This is a genomic window from Serratia sp. YWN4 (genome assembly GCF_055790845.1).
In genome coordinates this window covers 5,428,142-5,443,358 of record NZ_CM147696.1, presented here as the reverse complement: position 1 = coordinate 5,443,358, position 15,217 = coordinate 5,428,142, and the positions used below count along the sequence as shown (strand labels likewise).

General features: G+C 58.0%; 14 protein-coding genes. 6 read left to right on the top strand and 8 right to left on the bottom strand.

Translation table 11 applies throughout. From position 1 onward, the window contains the following. The first annotated feature begins 1 nt into the window (after position 1). The 6 genes from fdxH to selB all read left to right on the top strand — a co-directional run bounded on the left by fdxH (position 2) and on the right by selB (position 6,646). Positions 2 to 904: a formate dehydrogenase subunit beta gene (fdxH, locus tag ACX9GT_RS25015; RefSeq protein ID WP_473189194.1), complete on the top strand. Its 903-nt coding sequence runs from the start codon at positions 2 to 4 to the stop codon at positions 902 to 904. After that, positions 901 to 1,542, top strand: coding sequence for a formate dehydrogenase cytochrome b556 subunit (fdoI, locus tag ACX9GT_RS25010; RefSeq protein WP_473189193.1), 642 nt, complete (start codon positions 901 to 903; stop codon positions 1,540 to 1,542). The genes fdxH and fdoI overlap by 4 nt, the downstream gene beginning before the upstream one ends. Further along, the gene (gene fdhE, locus ACX9GT_RS25005) at positions 1,542 to 2,471 is read left to right on the top strand and encodes a formate dehydrogenase accessory protein FdhE (RefSeq protein ID WP_473189192.1); all 930 of its coding nucleotides are present in this window, start codon (positions 1,542 to 1,544) and stop codon (positions 2,469 to 2,471) included. Before fdoI ends, fdhE begins: the two co-directional genes overlap by 1 nt. A gap of 249 nt (positions 2,472 to 2,720) precedes the next feature. Continuing rightward, positions 2,721 to 3,374 carry a DcrB-related protein gene (locus ACX9GT_RS25000; protein WP_473189191.1) on the top strand — a complete coding sequence of 218 codons (654 nt, stop codon included), beginning with the start codon at positions 2,721 to 2,723 and terminating at the stop codon, positions 3,372 to 3,374. A 42-nt stretch (positions 3,375 to 3,416) separates the two neighbouring features. Continuing rightward, positions 3,417 to 4,808 (top strand): L-seryl-tRNA(Sec) selenium transferase, encoded by a 1,392-nt coding sequence (selA, locus tag ACX9GT_RS24995; protein ID WP_473189190.1) that lies wholly within the window; start codon positions 3,417 to 3,419, stop codon positions 4,806 to 4,808. Next, positions 4,805 to 6,646, top strand: a complete 1,842-nt coding sequence (gene selB / locus ACX9GT_RS24990) for a selenocysteine-specific translation elongation factor (RefSeq protein WP_473189189.1) — start codon at positions 4,805 to 4,807, stop codon at positions 6,644 to 6,646. Before selA ends, selB begins: the two co-directional genes overlap by 4 nt. A gap of 43 nt (positions 6,647 to 6,689) precedes the next feature. Here selB and ACX9GT_RS24985 read toward each other — a convergent pair whose 3' ends face one another. The 8 genes from ACX9GT_RS24985 to xylA all read right to left on the bottom strand — a co-directional run bounded on the left by ACX9GT_RS24985 (position 6,690) and on the right by xylA (position 15,096). Next, positions 6,690 to 7,931 carry an MdfA family multidrug efflux MFS transporter gene (locus ACX9GT_RS24985; RefSeq protein WP_473189188.1) on the bottom strand — a complete coding sequence of 414 codons (1,242 nt, stop codon included), beginning with the start codon at positions 7,929 to 7,931 and terminating at the stop codon, positions 6,690 to 6,692. Positions 7,932 to 8,074: 143 nt separating this feature from the next. After that, positions 8,075 to 8,989 (bottom strand): GlxA family transcriptional regulator, encoded by a 915-nt coding sequence (locus ACX9GT_RS24980; RefSeq protein ID WP_473189187.1) that lies wholly within the window; start codon positions 8,987 to 8,989, stop codon positions 8,075 to 8,077. 2 nt (positions 8,990 to 8,991) lie between these two features. Then, a complete protein-coding gene (locus tag ACX9GT_RS24975) occupies positions 8,992 to 9,543 on the bottom strand; it encodes a cysteine hydrolase family protein (RefSeq protein WP_473189186.1) in 552 nt (183 codons plus the stop codon). A gap of 120 nt (positions 9,544 to 9,663) precedes the next feature. Further along, on the bottom strand, positions 9,664 to 9,951 hold the full coding sequence (locus ACX9GT_RS24970) for a type II toxin-antitoxin system RelE family toxin (protein WP_473189185.1): 288 nt from the start codon (positions 9,949 to 9,951) through the stop codon (positions 9,664 to 9,666). Further along, positions 9,948 to 10,199, bottom strand: coding sequence for a type II toxin-antitoxin system Phd/YefM family antitoxin (locus tag ACX9GT_RS24965; RefSeq protein ID WP_473189184.1), 252 nt, complete (start codon positions 10,197 to 10,199; stop codon positions 9,948 to 9,950). The genes ACX9GT_RS24970 and ACX9GT_RS24965 overlap by 4 nt, the downstream gene beginning before the upstream one ends. 80 nt (positions 10,200 to 10,279) lie before the next feature. Continuing rightward, a complete protein-coding gene (gene xylB, locus ACX9GT_RS24960; RefSeq protein WP_473189183.1) occupies positions 10,280 to 11,731 on the bottom strand; it encodes a xylulokinase in 1,452 nt (483 codons plus the stop codon). Between the two features lie 183 nt (positions 11,732 to 11,914). Beyond that, entirely contained in the window at positions 11,915 to 13,288 is a 1,374-nt protein-coding gene (locus ACX9GT_RS24955; RefSeq protein WP_473189182.1) for an IS4 family transposase, read from the bottom strand. Positions 13,289 to 13,776: 488 nt separating this feature from the next. Beyond that, positions 13,777 to 15,096 (bottom strand): xylose isomerase, encoded by a 1,320-nt coding sequence (xylA, locus tag ACX9GT_RS24950; RefSeq protein ID WP_473189181.1) that lies wholly within the window; start codon positions 15,094 to 15,096, stop codon positions 13,777 to 13,779. Positions 15,097 to 15,217 lie beyond the last annotated feature (121 nt).

The following is a 15,217-nucleotide window of genomic DNA, read 5'->3' as shown; positions in this document are numbered from 1 at the left end:
TATGGCAATGCAATCTCAAGACATCATTCGTAAATCCGCGACCAATGGTTTTACACCGGCCCCGCGTGCCCGTGACCACCAGGAAGAAGTGGCCAAGCTGATCGATGTCACCACCTGTATCGGCTGCAAGGCCTGTCAGGTGGCCTGTTCTGAGTGGAACGATATCCGCGATGAAGTGGGGCACAACGTCGGGGTTTATGATAACCCCGCCGATCTGAGCGCCAAATCGTGGACGGTGATGCGTTTCTCCGAAGTGGAGGAGCACGGCAAACTGGAGTGGCTGATCCGCAAAGACGGCTGCATGCACTGTGCCGATCCGGGCTGCCTGAAGTCCTGCCCGTCGGAAGGGGCGATTATCCAGTACGCCAACGGCATCGTCGATTTCCAGTCCGAGCACTGTATCGGCTGCGGTTACTGCATCGCCGGTTGCCCGTTCGACGTGCCGCGCATGAACAAGGACGACAACCGGGTGTACAAATGCACCCTGTGCGTTGACCGCGTTGATGTCGGCCAGGAACCGGCCTGTGTGAAAACCTGTCCGACCGGGGCGATCCACTTTGGCACCAAAGAGGCGATGAAAGATGTTGCCGCTGGCCGTGTCAGCGAACTGAAAACCCGTGGCTACGAAAACGCCGGTCTGTACGATCCGGCGGGCGTGGGCGGCACTCACGTGATGTACGTGCTGCATCACGCCGATAAACCGCAGCTCTATCACGGTTTGCCGGATAACCCGACCATCAGCCCGGCGGTGACCTTCTGGAAAGGGATCTGGAAACCGTTGGCGGCCGTCGGTTTTGCTGCCACCTTTGCGGCCAGCGTGTTCCACTACATCGGTGTCGGGCCAAACCGCGTCGAAGAAGAGGAAGAACACGACGAACCGCACGATGAGGAGACGCGCAAATGAGGAAGGAAAAGCCAATTCAGCGTTATAACGCGCTGGAGCGGATGAACCACTGGGTTGTAGCGTTCTGCTTTATTCTGGCAGCCGTCAGCGGGCTGGGGTTTTTCTTCCCCTCCTTCAACTGGCTGATGAACATTTTCGGAACGCCACAGCTGGCGCGCATTCTGCACCCCTTTGCCGGGGTGATTATGTTCGCCGCGTTCATGATTATGTTCCTGCGCTACTGGAAACATAACCTGTTCAACCGCAACGATGTGGTCTGGGCCAAAAACCTCCACAGAATCACGTTGAATGAGGAAGTGGAGGGTGATGACACCGGGCGTTATAATTTCGGCCAGAAATGCGTATTCTGGATAGCGATCATCAGTCTGGTGCTGTTGCTGGCCAGCGGTGTGGTTATCTGGCGGCCATACTTCGCCCCTGCTTTCCCTATCCCGCTGATCCGCATTGCGTTGCTGGTGCATTCGCTGGCGGCGGTGGGGCTGATCATTACGATTATGGTGCACATTTATGCCGCTCTGTGGATAAAAGGCACCATTACCGCGATGGTGGAAGGCACTGTTCCGGCTGCCTGGGCCAAGAAACACCATCCGCGCTGGTACCGTGAGGTCCGCGAGAAACAACGGGAAGATAAACCCTGATGAGTATCCGCATCGTTCCTAAAGAGCAGTTAGGGGCACAGCGTGAGAAGTCCACAACGGCGGAAACCATTCCGCCGTTACTTTTCGCGAATCTGAAAAGCCTGTATACCCGCCGAGCTGAGCGTTTGCGCCAATTGGCCACAGACCATCCGCTGGGCGATTATCTCAACTTTGCTGCCAGCATCGCAGCCGCGCAGAACAATGCGTGCCACGATAACCCGTTGGTGCTGGATCTCAGCGCTGCGCTGATCCAAGGGGCCGCCAGCGGCAAGCCACCGCTGGATGCGAGCGTTTACCCGCGCAGTGAGCACTGGCACAAACTGCTGGCATCGCTGATCGCTGAATTGCGTCCGCAGGCGCCGGAACACGTGGCTCCGGTGCTGGAAAACCTGGAAAAAGCCTCGGCCCATGAGCTGGAACTGATGGCCAGCGCGTTGCTGAACCATGAGTTTGCCAAAGTGGGCAGTGATAAAGCGCCGTTTATCTGGGCTGCACTGTCGCTGTACTGGACGCAGATGGCCAGCCAGATCCCTGGCAAGGCGCGCGCCGAATACGGTGAGCACCGCCAGTTCTGCCCGGTGTGCGGCAGTATGCCGGTCTCCAGCATGGTGCATATCGGCACGGTGAACGGCCTGCGTTATCTGCACTGCAACCTGTGTGAAAGCGAATGGCACGTGGTGCGGATTAAATGCAGCAACTGCGAGCAAACGCGCGATCTCAACTACTGGTCACTGGACAGTGAGCAGGCGGCGATAAAAGCGGAAAGCTGCGGCGATTGCGGCACTTACCTGAAGCTCCTCTATCAGGAAAAAGACCCGCAGGTGGAAGCGGTGGCCGACGATCTGGCTTCGCTGGTGCTTGATGCCAAGATGGAAGACGAAGGCTTTGCCCGTAGCAGTATCAATCCGTTCCTGTTCCCTGGCGAGTAACACCCGCACCGTTCTTCTCGGGAGTGGGGGTGAGAGGCTTTAACTCTCCCCTCACCCTAACTCTCTCCCCGAAGGAGAGGGTACATTGCTGATACCCATGGTTAATCGAGAGCACCGGTCGGCTCCCTCTCCCTGTGGGAGAGGGCTGGGGTGAGGGGCGATCCGCTAATTTTGGCTTGGGCATCTGGCAAACTCGGGGGCGAGTTGCTACGGTTACGCCAGAATGCGTAGAGCGCAAGGAAAGGAATAATGTTGAAGACGATTACCAGATTGACGGCGTGTGCTGTTTTGCTGAGCGGGCTGGTGGCCTGCGATGATCAAGGCAGCAAAAAGCCGGAAGCCCCCAAACCGCAACCAAAACCGGTGGTCACCCAGCCCGCCCCACCTGCCACCCCGCCAGTAGTCGAATCCAAACCGGTCCATCCTCCTGGTCTGAGCGTTTCGCTGCAAAAGGGCAACATCACCTTTGAATTGCCAGCGGGTTTTAGCGATCAAACCAAGCTGAGCGGCATCGTCAACGACGATAAATCCGTCATTCAGCTGTTCCTCAACGGTAAAGCGCGCCAGCGTACCGTCGCTTCTGAAGTGATCCCGCCAGCGGGCATGAAGCTCAATACCAGCGATGCGATGCTGAAAGATCTGACACAAAGCATCATCACCGAACTGGGCGATCGCTATCAGAACATCAAGAAAACCAAAGAACAGAATTTCACCGTCGGTAAACAGAAATTCCATCGCTTGGACACCGAGCAAACGGTGAACGGGCAGAAACTGGTTTCCACCATTGTGTTAACGGTGTTCAATAAACGGGTCGTGACGTTGCAGATGCTGTCACCGGCCAAAACGCCCGAAGCACATCAGGCACTGGTACAGCGGATTATTGATACGCTGGCGGTGAAATAGTTGATTTCACCGCACCATTAAAACATTGAAAACCGAGCGCCCATGAGCACTGAATCTCAGCAACTTTACAGCCAGCTACCCGCCATCGACCGTCTGTTGCGCGATCCCGCCGTTGAACCGCTGGTGGCGAAACATGGGCAGACGTTGATTAGCGAACTGCTGCGCCAGATGCAGGCGCAGGCGCGCGAGGTGATTAAAACCCGCCAGCAACTGCCGGAATGGTGCCAAGACTGGCCGCAGGCGCTGCTTACGCGCCTGAACCAACAGCAGCGCTCGGCGCTGCAACCGGTGTTCAACCTCAGTGGTACCGTGCTGCATACCAATCTTGGCCGCGCATTGCTGGCGCAACCGGCGATCGATGCGGTGGTGCAGGCGATGGGCAGCGCCGTCACGTTGGAATACGATCTCGATGGTGCCGGGCGTGGCCACCGCGATCGGGCTATCGCCGATGTGCTGTGCCAACTCACTGGCGCAGAGGACGCTTGTATCGTCAACAACAACGCGGCGGCGGTCTTGCTGATGCTGGCGGCGGTGGCTCCGGGTCAACAGGTGGTGGTGTCGCGTGGTGAACTGGTGGAGATTGGCGGCGCGTTCCGCATCCCCGATGTAATGCGCCAGGCCGGTTGTGACCTGGTGGAAGTAGGCACCACTAACCGTACTCATCTGAAAGATTATCGTGCCGCCATCAACGAGCAAACCGGCCTGTTGATGAAGGTACATACCAGTAATTACTGCATTCAAGGGTTTACCACCGCCGTGGATGAAGCGGAGCTGGCGGTGCTGGGCCGCGAACAGGGCATCCCGACCGCGACCGATCTGGGCAGCGGTGCGCTGATCGACATGACGCAATACGGCTTGCCGGCAGAGCCGATGCCGCAGCGCTTGATTGCTGCGGGCGTGGATTTGGTAACCTTCTCCGGTGACAAACTGCTGGGCGGGCCGCAGGCAGGCATTATCGTCGGTAAAAAAGAGCTGATCGCCCGCCTGCAACAGCATCCGCTGAAACGCGCGCTGCGCGTTGGCAAAATGACGCTGGCGGCGCTCGAGGCCACGCTACGGCTGTATCAGCAACCGGAACTGTTGGCAGAACATCTGCCGACGCTGCGCCTGCTTACCCGCCCACAACAGGCGATGCAGCAAGCCGCCGAACGGCTACTGAACCAGTTGACCGCGCGCTTTGCCGATCGTTTCGAACTGCGTGCTGAACCCTGCTGGTCACAGATTGGCAGCGGCTCGCTGCCGGTCGATCGCCTACCAAGCTATGCCCTGACCTTTGCCCCGCTTGATGGCCGTGGCGCTACGCTGGAGTTGTTGGCGCAGCAGTGGCGTAGCCTGCCACAGCCGGTGATTGGCCGGATCCACGATGGCCGGTTATGGCTCGATCTGCGCTGCCTGGAGCAAGAGAGCGCACTGCTTGAGGTGCTGAAGCCATGATTATCGCCACCGCAGGCCACGTCGACCACGGCAAAACCACGCTGTTGCAGGCGATTACCGGCATCAATGCCGATCGCCTGCCAGAGGAAAAACGCCGTGGCATGACTATCGATCTCGGCTACGCCTATTGGCCGCAGCCGGACGGGCGTGTGCTGGGGTTTATTGACGTTCCCGGCCACGAGAAATTCCTGGGTAACATGCTGGCGGGGATTGGCGGTATCGACCATGCCTTGCTGGTGGTGGCGTGCGACGACGGTGTGATGGCACAGACCCGCGAACACTTGGCGATTTTGCGCCTGAGTGGGCACCCGCAACTGACGGTGGCGCTGACCAAGGCCGATCGCGTTGACGAAGCGCGGATCGCCGAAGTGCGTTCACAGGTGGCTGCCGAGCTGGCGCAACAGGGTTGGCACGATGCGCCGTTGTTTGTCACGGCAGCGGCGCAGGGTTTGGGCATCGAACCTTTGCGTCAGCATCTTTTGGCGTTGCAGCCTGGCGAGCACGCGCTGACGCGCCGCTTCCGGCTGGCGATCGATCGCGCCTTCAGCGTGAAAGGGGCGGGGCTGGTGGTGACCGGCACCGCATTGGGCGGCAGCGTTAAGGTGGGTGACACCCTGTGGCTGACCGGTGCCGATGTGCCGGTGCGGGTGCGCGGCCTGCATGCCCAGAACCAAGCGGCGGAACAGGCGTGTGCCGGGCAACGCATTGCGCTGAACATCAGTGGTGATGTCAGCAAAGAGCAGTTGGAGCGCGGTAACTGGCTGCTGGAGCAGCAACCGCCGGTGGCCGCTGAGCGTATTCTGGTGGCGATCGAGGCGGATGCACCGTTGCAGCATTGGCAACCGCTGCATCTGCACCATGCTGCCAGCCATATTACCGGCCGAATTGCGCTATTGACCGGCAACTTGGCGGAGTTAATTCTCGATCGGCCGCTGTGGCTGGCGGAAAACGATCGCCTGGTACTGCGGGATATTGGCGCTCGCCACACGTTAGGCGCTGCACGGGTGCTGGTATTGGCTGCGCCGAAGCGTGGCAAACGTCAGCCAGACTATCTGGCTTGGCTGGCGGCGCTGGCCGAGGCGCAGAGCGACGAACAGGTGCTGGATTTACGCTTGCCGGGCGGTGCGCTGGATCTGGCTGCCTTTGCCTGGGCGCGGCAGTTGACCCACAGCGGGCTGGCGCAGTTGCTGGCTGGGCGCGCATTGCTGATTGCCGGTGAAGTGGCGCTGGCGCAGGCCAACGTGCAGCAGGGCGAGCAGCGTGTGTTGCAGGTGTTGGCCGAATATCACCAACAGCATGGCGATCAGTTGGGGCTGGGGCGTGCGCGTCTGCGGCGTATGGCCTTGCCGGTGCTGGATGAACCGCTGGTCTTTATGATGATCGATCGGTTGTTGGCAGCCGGTCTGCTGCGCAATACGCGCGGCTGGCTGCATTTGCCCGAGCATGGCCTGGCGTTCAGCGCCGAGCAGCAGGCGCTGTGGGTGCGCATCGAACCGCTGTTGGGTGATGAAGCCTGGTGGGTGCGCGATCTGGCCACAGCGCTGGGGGAAGAAGAAGCCAACGTTCGCGTCGCGCTGCGTAAAGCCGCCCAGATTGGCCATGTGAGTGCCGTGGTGGTGGATCGCTACTATCGCAGCCAGCGGATTGAACAGTTTGCCGCGTTGATCCGCGAGCTAGATGCGGCGCAAGGCAGCGCCAATGCCGGTGATTTTCGCGATCGGCTGGGGGTTGGCCGCAAACTGGCGATTCAGGTGCTGGAATTTTTCGATCGCAGCGGTTTCACCCGCCGCAAGGGCAATCAGCATCTGCTGCGGGATAGCGGGTTGTTTGGTGGTTGAAAACCGGGTGCCATCTGTTCACCCGGTTTAAAATGGCCCGTCTTTAAGCCGCTTCCGTCGGCGTTGAGGCTACGCCACCGCGTTTGGTGAGGAACATCGCCACCAGCGCCAGCCAGCACAGGCCACTCAGCAGGTTGAACAGATTAAACCATCCGCTGCCGCCCCAGACATAGGCGACTTTAGCCAGCTCGATACCCACGGTAAATACCGCCATGCTCAACATCCCCATGGTGGCAGAGACGGTGCCTTTGCTGATGTCGCTGGAAAACAGCGTCAAGCGATACAGCCCGGCGTTTGCCAACCCGATACCGAAAGCATACAAACTTAACCCGGCGGTCATCCACAGATAAGCGTGCTGCGAGAACACCGTTGCCAACGCGGCGATCAATAAGCCAACGATCATCGGCCCGGCCCCCAATTTAATCAGGCGCTCAACGCTGTTTTTGCCGGTTAAACGTGCCAGCGTCAGGTTGCCGAGGATCAGCGCGCCGAATACCGGGATTTGCAGCAGGCCGTATTCCATGGTGGAGAGTGACTCACCGCTGATCAGGATCACCGGCGACTGGGCAATCCACGCCAGCAGCGGCAGGCTGGCAAAACCGATCGCCAGCGCACCGCAGATAAAACGGCGGTTAACCAGCACCTGGCGGTAATCGCGCCACAGGTTGGCAGCGGAAAAAGCATCCCCCTGCAAGGTGGCGGTTTCCGGCATCGCTTTCCACAGGCCGACGAAGGCTATGGCTGCCAGAACGGCAAAGATCACAAACATGCTCTGCCAGGGCGCAAACTGGATCAAGGCGGCACCGGCCAGCGGCCCGAGCAGCGGGGCGATCAACGCCACGTTGGCCATCAGCGCGGTGATCTTGATGCACACCGACTCTTCAAAGGATTCCTGAATGGTGGCATAGCCCACCGCACCGATAAAGCACAGGCCGATCCCTTGCAGGAAGCGCATAAAGATGAACTGCTCAATGCTGGTCACCAGCAAAATTGCCAGGCAGGCGACGATAAAGAAGGCAACCCCAGCCAGCATCACCGGGCGGCGGCCACGCCGGTCCGACAGCGGGCCAAGCAGCCATTGCAGAAAGATTCCGCCCGCCAGATAGGCGGTCATTGAGGTTGGCACCCACTCAACGCCTGCGTTGAAATCGGCCACCACGGCCAGCATACCGGGTTGAATCATATCGTTGGCGATATAGGTGGCGAATTCGAACAGCACCAAACAAAGCGGGAATAACAGCGCCTGTCGGCCCAAGCGTGCCACAGGGGGTAATGTTGTTTTCATATTTATACTACTGATAGCAAAGAAAAATAAGGAACTGCCAGGGGCGGGAAGCGCAATCTGAGCGAGTCGAAGCGGTTATTTTGCCGCCAATTGTTAGGCTTGGCAATCATAAGATAAACCGTCCGCACATTCTGATATTACGCTTAAGCGTTACGCTGCTGCGCGCGCCGGAGCTGGCGACCAGAAGAGAATCCGGCGGTTAATGCGGCTTTCTCCAGCCCGTAGCCTTGTTGCAGGCGCTGCTGCGCCACGGCCAAGCGCAGCTGTTCATGATATTCCCGCACGCTGATCCCGATATGCTGGCGGAACAGCCGGGCCAGATGTCGGCTGCTGACATGCGCTTTTTCCGCCACCAACGGCACCGACCAATCGGCTTCCGGTTCGGCGGCCATCACATCCTGCGCCCGGTGCACGGCGGGGTGCAGATGGTTGCGATAGCGCAGCCAGGGAGAAAGCTGCGGATCGTCGCCTGAGCGGCGGAAATAGACCACCATTTCACGTGCAATCTCCAGCGCACGGTCGGCTCCGCAAGATTGATTGACCAGATGCAGCGCCAGATCGATCCCTGCGGTGATGCCCGCGCTGGTAAATACGCCGCGATCTTCCACAAAGATGCGGTTTTCTTTCACCTGAGCCGTCGGTGCCTGCTGGCGCAGGCGTGTGAGCACGTTGTGATGGGTGGTGCAGTGGTAGCCGTCGAGCAACCCTGCCTGTGCGGCCAGCAAAGCACCGGAACAGACACAGACCAGGCTAAAGTGCTGCTGTGCCAGCGCGGGCCGTAATCCCTCCAGCCATTGCCGGGCCTGAGCGGCTTGCGGATTGGCGAAAAATGTGGCTGAGTCCGCCACGCCCGGCACTACCAGAATATCGCCATCGGCCAACTGCGCAGGCAATGGCTGCAACTGGCCGATAGTCATGCCGATAGAGCAGGTGATTTGCGGCACCGGGCTGACATAGTGCAATTGAAACTGGCCAGAAAGCCGCAAAACTTCCGCCGGGCCGCTGACATCCAGTGACAGCACGTTGGGCAACATCAGAAAGTAAACGGCCTTGGGCATGGTTATTCCTGTTTCAGTTGAGCGAGTACCTCATCAACGCTGGCCAGCGTGGCGAAGCGGTTGACCAGTACGGTTTCAGTATGCCGCTTCAACTGTTCTGGGGTAAAGAGCGTACCGTCAGGATGGTGCATCGGGAAGGTGAGCGTCGCCTCGGTGACAAACGTCACCTTGTAGCCCAGATCGGAAGCGACGCGGGTGGTGGTTTCGCAGCACTGCTCGGTACGCATACCGCTGATGATCAGATGATCAATCTGGCGTTCGCGCAGCCAGGCATCCAAGCCAGAATCGGTCAGCGCATTGTGTACCTGTTTGTGTACCGTGACGTCGGCCTGATGAGCCAGGAACGGCAGGCGTTTCACGTAGCCGGAGGCGAGAGAAAACGGCCCTTCCGGCGCGACGTGGAACACATCCACCAGCGCTACGCCTTGCCGCTGGCAGCCCGCAATCAGCCGCGTCAGCGCCTGTTGAAACGCGGGCAGATCGTCTTCCTGCCAGAATGGGCGGTGTTGAAACGAGTGTTGAACGTCGATAATCAATAATGCGCTATGTGACATTTTCGGCCTTCCTTCAGTGGGGTATAGCGCTATATTGCGCCGCTAACCTGGGTGAAAGAAGGCCAAAAACGGCCATCATTAGGGCAAGGGCGGACCAGTATTTGGCTGAGCGGAGTACCCTTATCTTAAACGTTCGCTGGCGAGCTGATAAACATCGCTCCGTTCTCTTTTCCCTACGGCGACAACGGCAATCACCAGGCAGTGATCGATCACTTCATAAACCAGCCTGAACCCTGAGGCGCGCAATTTTATTTTATAGCAGTCAGGCATACCGCGTAATTTGGCTGCGGGTATGTGTGGATTTTCACAGCACTTTTTCAATTTCTTGGCAAACTGCTGCTGTACTGACTTATCCAGTTTGTTCCATTCTTTCAACGCCGATTCACGGAACTTAACCTGATACGTCATAGAAACTCGTCCAGATCGACCTCAATAAGCGCCTGTTCTCGACGTTCATTGACCAGTTTAGCCAGTTCATGGTCGTCTAACGCATCGAGCATCTGCTCATACAGTTCTGCCGGTACGCAGTAAAACGCTGGCTGGTTGCGATTAAGAATGGCTACCGGAAAACCCGCTCCTGCCCCGACCGTTGCCATCGGGTTTTTTTTCAGTTCGCTGATGCTGGCGCTGGTATCACTCAAAATAATGTTGGCCATGTTTACCTACCAAAAAGACTGATTAACAGGTCTGATTGTAGCGGCGAAATGACCTGTTAACCAGTCTTTGAAGGGAGAAATCACATCAGCGGCCGCAGGCAGCGATACAGCTCGCGGAAGGTGCTGCGCCGTTCGGCGTACTGTTGATGCCGTGCGGCATCCGGCTCGTGCACCTGCTCCAGCGGTAACGCGGGCAGCAAATCGCTTAACGGTTGGCCGGGGTTCAGCGCAATCTGCGCCAAACGTGCCGCCCCCAGCGCCGGGCCGACGTCGCCGCCGGTGCGGTATTCCAGCCGCTGGCCGCTGATGTCTGCCAGCATCTGGCGCCAGAACGGGCTGCGCGCCCCGCCGCCAATCAGCGTGATGGCAGAAGGTTGCAGGCCGCTGGCGTGCAGCACCTCCATGCCGTCCGCCAGTGCGAAACCAACGCCTTCCAGCACCGCGCGCGCCAGGTCGTTCGGCCCATGCTGATGGGTAAAGCCCCAGAAAGCGCCTTTGGCATTCGGATTATTGTGCGGCGTGCGCTCGCCGGAAAGATAAGGCAAGAACCATAGCGGGGCTTCTGCCGGTGCAGCCTGTTCGGCATTGCGCAGCAGGGTGGCAACGCTGTCTACGTTGGTCAACTGGCAGGCCCAGTCCAAACAGGATGCGGCGCTGAGCATCACCGACATCAGGTGCCAGGTGTGCGGCAGCGCATGGCAGAAACTGTGTACCGCGCTGGCCGGGTTGCTGAGAAAACCATCGCTGACCGCAAAATAGACGCCGGAGGTGCCGAGCGACAGCATCGCCTGCCCGGCCTGATACAAGCCAACGCCAATGGCTCCGGCCGCGTTATCGCCGCCACCGGCAATCACCGGCACTGGGCTAATGCCCCAGCGCTTGGCCAGCTCAGCCTGCACCTGTCCGGTGATCTGATCCCCTTCAAACAGCGCAGGCATCTGATCGCGCGTGAGCCCGCAGGCGGCCAGCATTGTGTCACTCCAGTCGCGCTGCGCCACATTCAGCCATAGGGTGCCTGCCGCATCGGACATATCGCTGGCAAACTCGCCGGTAATGCACCAGCGCAGATAATCCTTCGGTAATAACACCTTGTCGATTTGGCGGAAAACCTGCGGTTCATGCTGTTGAACCCACAGCAGTTTGGGGGCGGTAAAGCCCGGCATCATCAGGTTGCCGGTAATGTCCCGCGAGTTGGGTACGCTTTGCTCCAATGCCTGGCATTGCGCAAAACTGCGGCCGTCATTCCATAAGATTGCCGGGCGCAGCACCCGTTGCTGCTTATCCAGCAGCGTTGCGCCGTGCATTTGGCCGGTCAGGCCAATGGCTTTTACCGTTTGCAGATTATGCTGTTTGGCCAACGCCAGCATGGCGCGATCGGTAGCTTGCCACCAATCTTGAGGAGATTGTTCAGACCACAGAGGGTGCGGGCGCGAGATGGGTAAAGGTTCACTTTGGCTGGCGAGCAGTTGGCCCTGTTCGCCGAGCAGGATGACCTTTACGCCGGAAGTGCCAAGATCGATACCAATGTACATGGATGCAGTTCCTTTAATATGTCGTATCGCCCCTTCACCAGAGGGAGAAGGTTTTTTCCCCTCATCCTAGCCTTCTCCCCAAGGGAGAAGGGACGTACGGTGAAAACTTGCAGGTAGCAGCTATGCTGTTCAATCGAGCAGAATGCTCGACGTATCGCCCCCTCTCCCTGCGCTGTCTCTTGATCAGATCTCCTGATCAAGAGACTTCGCGAGATTATACCCTTCAACGATATCCTGAAGCTTGAACCAGCCTTCCCACATCACTACCCAGCCCGCACGGCCCGTTCGTTTGCTGTCATACCAGTGCCCCAGTTTTGCCAGATTCAGATACGCCCATTTCAGCGTCGGCGCTTGCTTCGGTAACGCTTTTCCTTCCTGTTTTACCCACAGCAGTTTCCATTCTATTGGGCTTAAGACGCGTTCACAGGACGCATTCAACGTCTCTTCGCTCAGCCCGCCCTGACGCAACGCCAACACCCGAACCGCAATAAAGGCAAGAATGACCACCATACGTTCCAGATTGGCCCGGCTTTGCATGCGAGACGCCTCAACCTGCGTCCCACCACTTTTCCACGCTTTGTGATATTCCTCTATTAACCAGCGACGTTCGTAGTAGCTGATGATGACGCGCGCTTCTGCTGCCGAGCCCACTTTTTCTGAGGTTAACAGATGCCAGCAGGCCCCTTCCGGCTCTTCTTCACGGCAGCAGATATACGTCAACGGTACGGAGGCTCCGGGCTGGTTTGGATGTTTTATTTCAACAGGACAGTAACTGACGAACATCTGTGCCTGACGGGCTGCGCGCCCTCCTTTTTGAACGACATTCAGCCAATGGCTGCCTGTTTGTGTGAGTGTGGCAGGCAACTCGAAGAGTTTATCACTGCTGTCTTCAAGCCGGCGATTTTGTGCCGCCCGGACGACGAAGCGCTGGCCCTGGCTGATTTTATAGTCGAGGTAATGCCAGATATCGGCTTCCCGGTCACAGACCGAGATAACTTGCTGTTGCGTATCGCCGAGCCGCTGCGCCATGAGTTCAGACGCCTGCTGCCATTTGTAACTTTCTTTTTCTTCGTAAGCGTGTTGTTTTCGCTGGTGTTTCTTACCGTATTCAGCGATGTCACGACTCCAGCGCTGCTGGTCGATAAGGCCCACCACTTGTGCCGTTTTGGGTGAGTAAAGCAAGACAGAATGCGCCAGTAGCCCCCGTATTTTAGGGCTGGTCGTTGTATTGCCGAGTTCGTCAAAAGCCGTGGGATGACTGAAGTTGATGGAAGTCGTGTCCTCTAATGCAAGGAGAAGTGGGTGCTCTTTGGCGGCGCTTGCCGTTGCGATGAAACCCGCATCAGCGACGGCTTCCGGCGAGACATTGGGGTTACGCATGAGGCGGTATGCGCCTTCGACTTCGGCAGGGGAATGTGATGATTTCACAATAGAAAGTCCTGTGTGTTGAGCCAGTGAAGCAGTGAGTTTCACCAGGCGATGAGTCCTGCGTTTGTCGCCGAGTTGAGCAAGACCGAAAGTGTCTTGAGCCCATGAATCACAATCAGAAAGCACCATACTAAAAACCGAAGGAAGGGAGAATATCAAGACAGATCAACAGATAGGAAAAAAGTTCAAAAACCCCCGACGAGTATGTCGGGGAGTTGTGTATAAGAGACAGCTCCCTGCGGGAGGGCCGGTGTGAGTGGCATTGGCGAGCGGTATCCCCTCATCCTAGCCTTCTCCCCAAGGGAGAAGGGACGTACGGTGAAAACTTGCAGGCAGCAGCTATGCTGTGCAAGCGAGCAGAATGCTCGACGTATCGCCCCCTCTCCCTGCGGGAGAGCCGGTGTGAGTGGCATTGGCGAGCGGTATCCCCTCATCCTAGCCTTCTCCCCAAGGGAGAAGGGACGTACGGTGAAAACTTGCAGGTAGCAGCTATGCTGTTCAATCGAGCAGAATGCTCGACGTATCGCCCCCTCTCCCTGCGGGAGAGGGCTGGGGTGAGGGGCTTTCGCCAATGCACCCCTCACTCAACCTTCCCCCCAAAGGAGCCAGAAGCGGAATTAACCAAACAGATAACGGTTAACCAGATTCTCCAGTTTCTCCTGATGCCCGCTCGCATGTTGCGGTGCCAGAGCCTGCTGCTCAGCGTACTGCGCCAGCGCGGCGAGTGACAGTTTCCCCTGCAAGATTTGCTGGCCCAGTTCACCGTTCCAACCGGCGTAACGCTTGGCCACCTGCTGATGCAACTGACCATCCTCGATCATGCGCGCCGCCACTTTCAGCGCCAACGCCATAGTATCCATCGCGCCGATATGACCATAGAACAGGTCATATTTATCGGTGCTCTGGCGGCGCACTTTGGCATCAAAGTTCAGGCCACCGGTGGTGAAACCGCCCGCTTTGAGGATCTCGAACATCACCAGCGCATTCTCTTCCACGCTGTTCGGGAACTGATCGGTGTCCCAGCCGAGTTGCGGATCGCCACGGTTGGCATCAACCGAGCCGAAGATGCCCAGCGCGATGGCGGTGGCAATCTCATGGTGGAACGAATGCCCGGCCAGCGTGGCGTGGTTGGCTTCGATATTCACCTTGATCTCTTTTTCCAGGCCGAACTGCTTGAGAAAACCGTACACGGTAGCAACGTCGTAATCATACTGGTGCTTGGTGGGCTCCTGCGGTTTCGGCTCGATCAGCAGCGTGCCCTGGAAACCGATTTTGTGCTTGTGCTCCACCACCATCTGCATAAAGCGGCCAATCTGCTCGCGTTCCTGGCGCAGATCGGTATTCAGCAGGGTTTCATAGCCTTCGCGTCCGCCCCACAGCACATAGTTTTCACCGCCCAGTTGATGAGTGGCGTTCATGGCGGTGAACACCTGGGTAGCGGCCCAACTGAACACTTCCGGGTTCGGGTTGGTGGCGGCACCGGCGGCATAGCGCGGGTTGGTGAAGCAGTTAGCGGTGCCCCACAACAGCTTCACGCCGCTGCTTTGCTGTTTTTCGGCCAGCACTTCGGTCATGGCGGCAAAGTTGTTCAGGTACTCTTTCAGCGTTGCGCCTTCTGGCGAAACGTCGATGTCGTGGAAGCAGTAATAGGGCACATTCAGCTTGTGGAAAAACTCAAAGGCCACGTCGGCTTTACGTTTGGCCAACGCTAGCGCATCGCCCGGCTGCTGCCATGGGCGATCGAAAGCTCCCACGCCAAACATGTCTGCACCGTTCCAGCAGAAGGTATGCCAGTAGCAGGCGGCAAAACGCAGGTGATCGGCCATCCGTTTGCCAAGGATGATTTCATCGGGATTGTAGTGGCGGAAGGCCAACGGATTATTACTGCTGGGGCCTTCGTAGCGAACCTGCTCAAGCTGATCAAAATAGGATTGCATTAGCGAACTCCTGAATAACGGGGGGATAATGGGTTGGGTTTATCTTCGGAGTTAGCTGGCTGATGCTCAATTACGTTATTTCACACTTAAATTCACAGAATTATTAAATGTGCGCGGGATC

Coding starts and splice junctions, on each gene's coding strand:
- fdxH (WP_473189194.1), top strand. CDS start 2: ATGGCAATGCAATCTCAAGACATCATTCGTAAATCCGCGACCAATGGT.
- fdoI (WP_473189193.1), top strand. CDS start 901: ATGAGGAAGGAAAAGCCAATTCAGCGTTATAACGCGCTGGAGCGGATG.
- fdhE (WP_473189192.1), top strand. CDS start 1,542: ATGAGTATCCGCATCGTTCCTAAAGAGCAGTTAGGGGCACAGCGTGAG.
- ACX9GT_RS25000 (WP_473189191.1), top strand. CDS start 2,721: ATGTTGAAGACGATTACCAGATTGACGGCGTGTGCTGTTTTGCTGAGC.
- selA (WP_473189190.1), top strand. CDS start 3,417: ATGAGCACTGAATCTCAGCAACTTTACAGCCAGCTACCCGCCATCGAC.
- selB (WP_473189189.1), top strand. CDS start 4,805: ATGATTATCGCCACCGCAGGCCACGTCGACCACGGCAAAACCACGCTG.
- ACX9GT_RS24985 (WP_473189188.1), bottom strand. CDS start 7,931: ATGAAAACAACATTACCCCCTGTGGCACGCTTGGGCCGACAGGCGCTG.
- ACX9GT_RS24980 (WP_473189187.1), bottom strand. CDS start 8,989: ATGCCCAAGGCCGTTTACTTTCTGATGTTGCCCAACGTGCTGTCACTG.
- ACX9GT_RS24975 (WP_473189186.1), bottom strand. CDS start 9,543: ATGTCACATAGCGCATTATTGATTATCGACGTTCAACACTCGTTTCAA.
- ACX9GT_RS24970 (WP_473189185.1), bottom strand. CDS start 9,951: ATGACGTATCAGGTTAAGTTCCGTGAATCGGCGTTGAAAGAATGGAAC.
- ACX9GT_RS24965 (WP_473189184.1), bottom strand. CDS start 10,199: ATGGCCAACATTATTTTGAGTGATACCAGCGCCAGCATCAGCGAACTG.
- xylB (WP_473189183.1), bottom strand. CDS start 11,731: ATGTACATTGGTATCGATCTTGGCACTTCCGGCGTAAAGGTCATCCTG.
- ACX9GT_RS24955 (WP_473189182.1), bottom strand. CDS start 13,288: ATGGTGCTTTCTGATTGTGATTCATGGGCTCAAGACACTTTCGGTCTT.
- xylA (WP_473189181.1), bottom strand. CDS start 15,096: ATGCAATCCTATTTTGATCAGCTTGAGCAGGTTCGCTACGAAGGCCCC.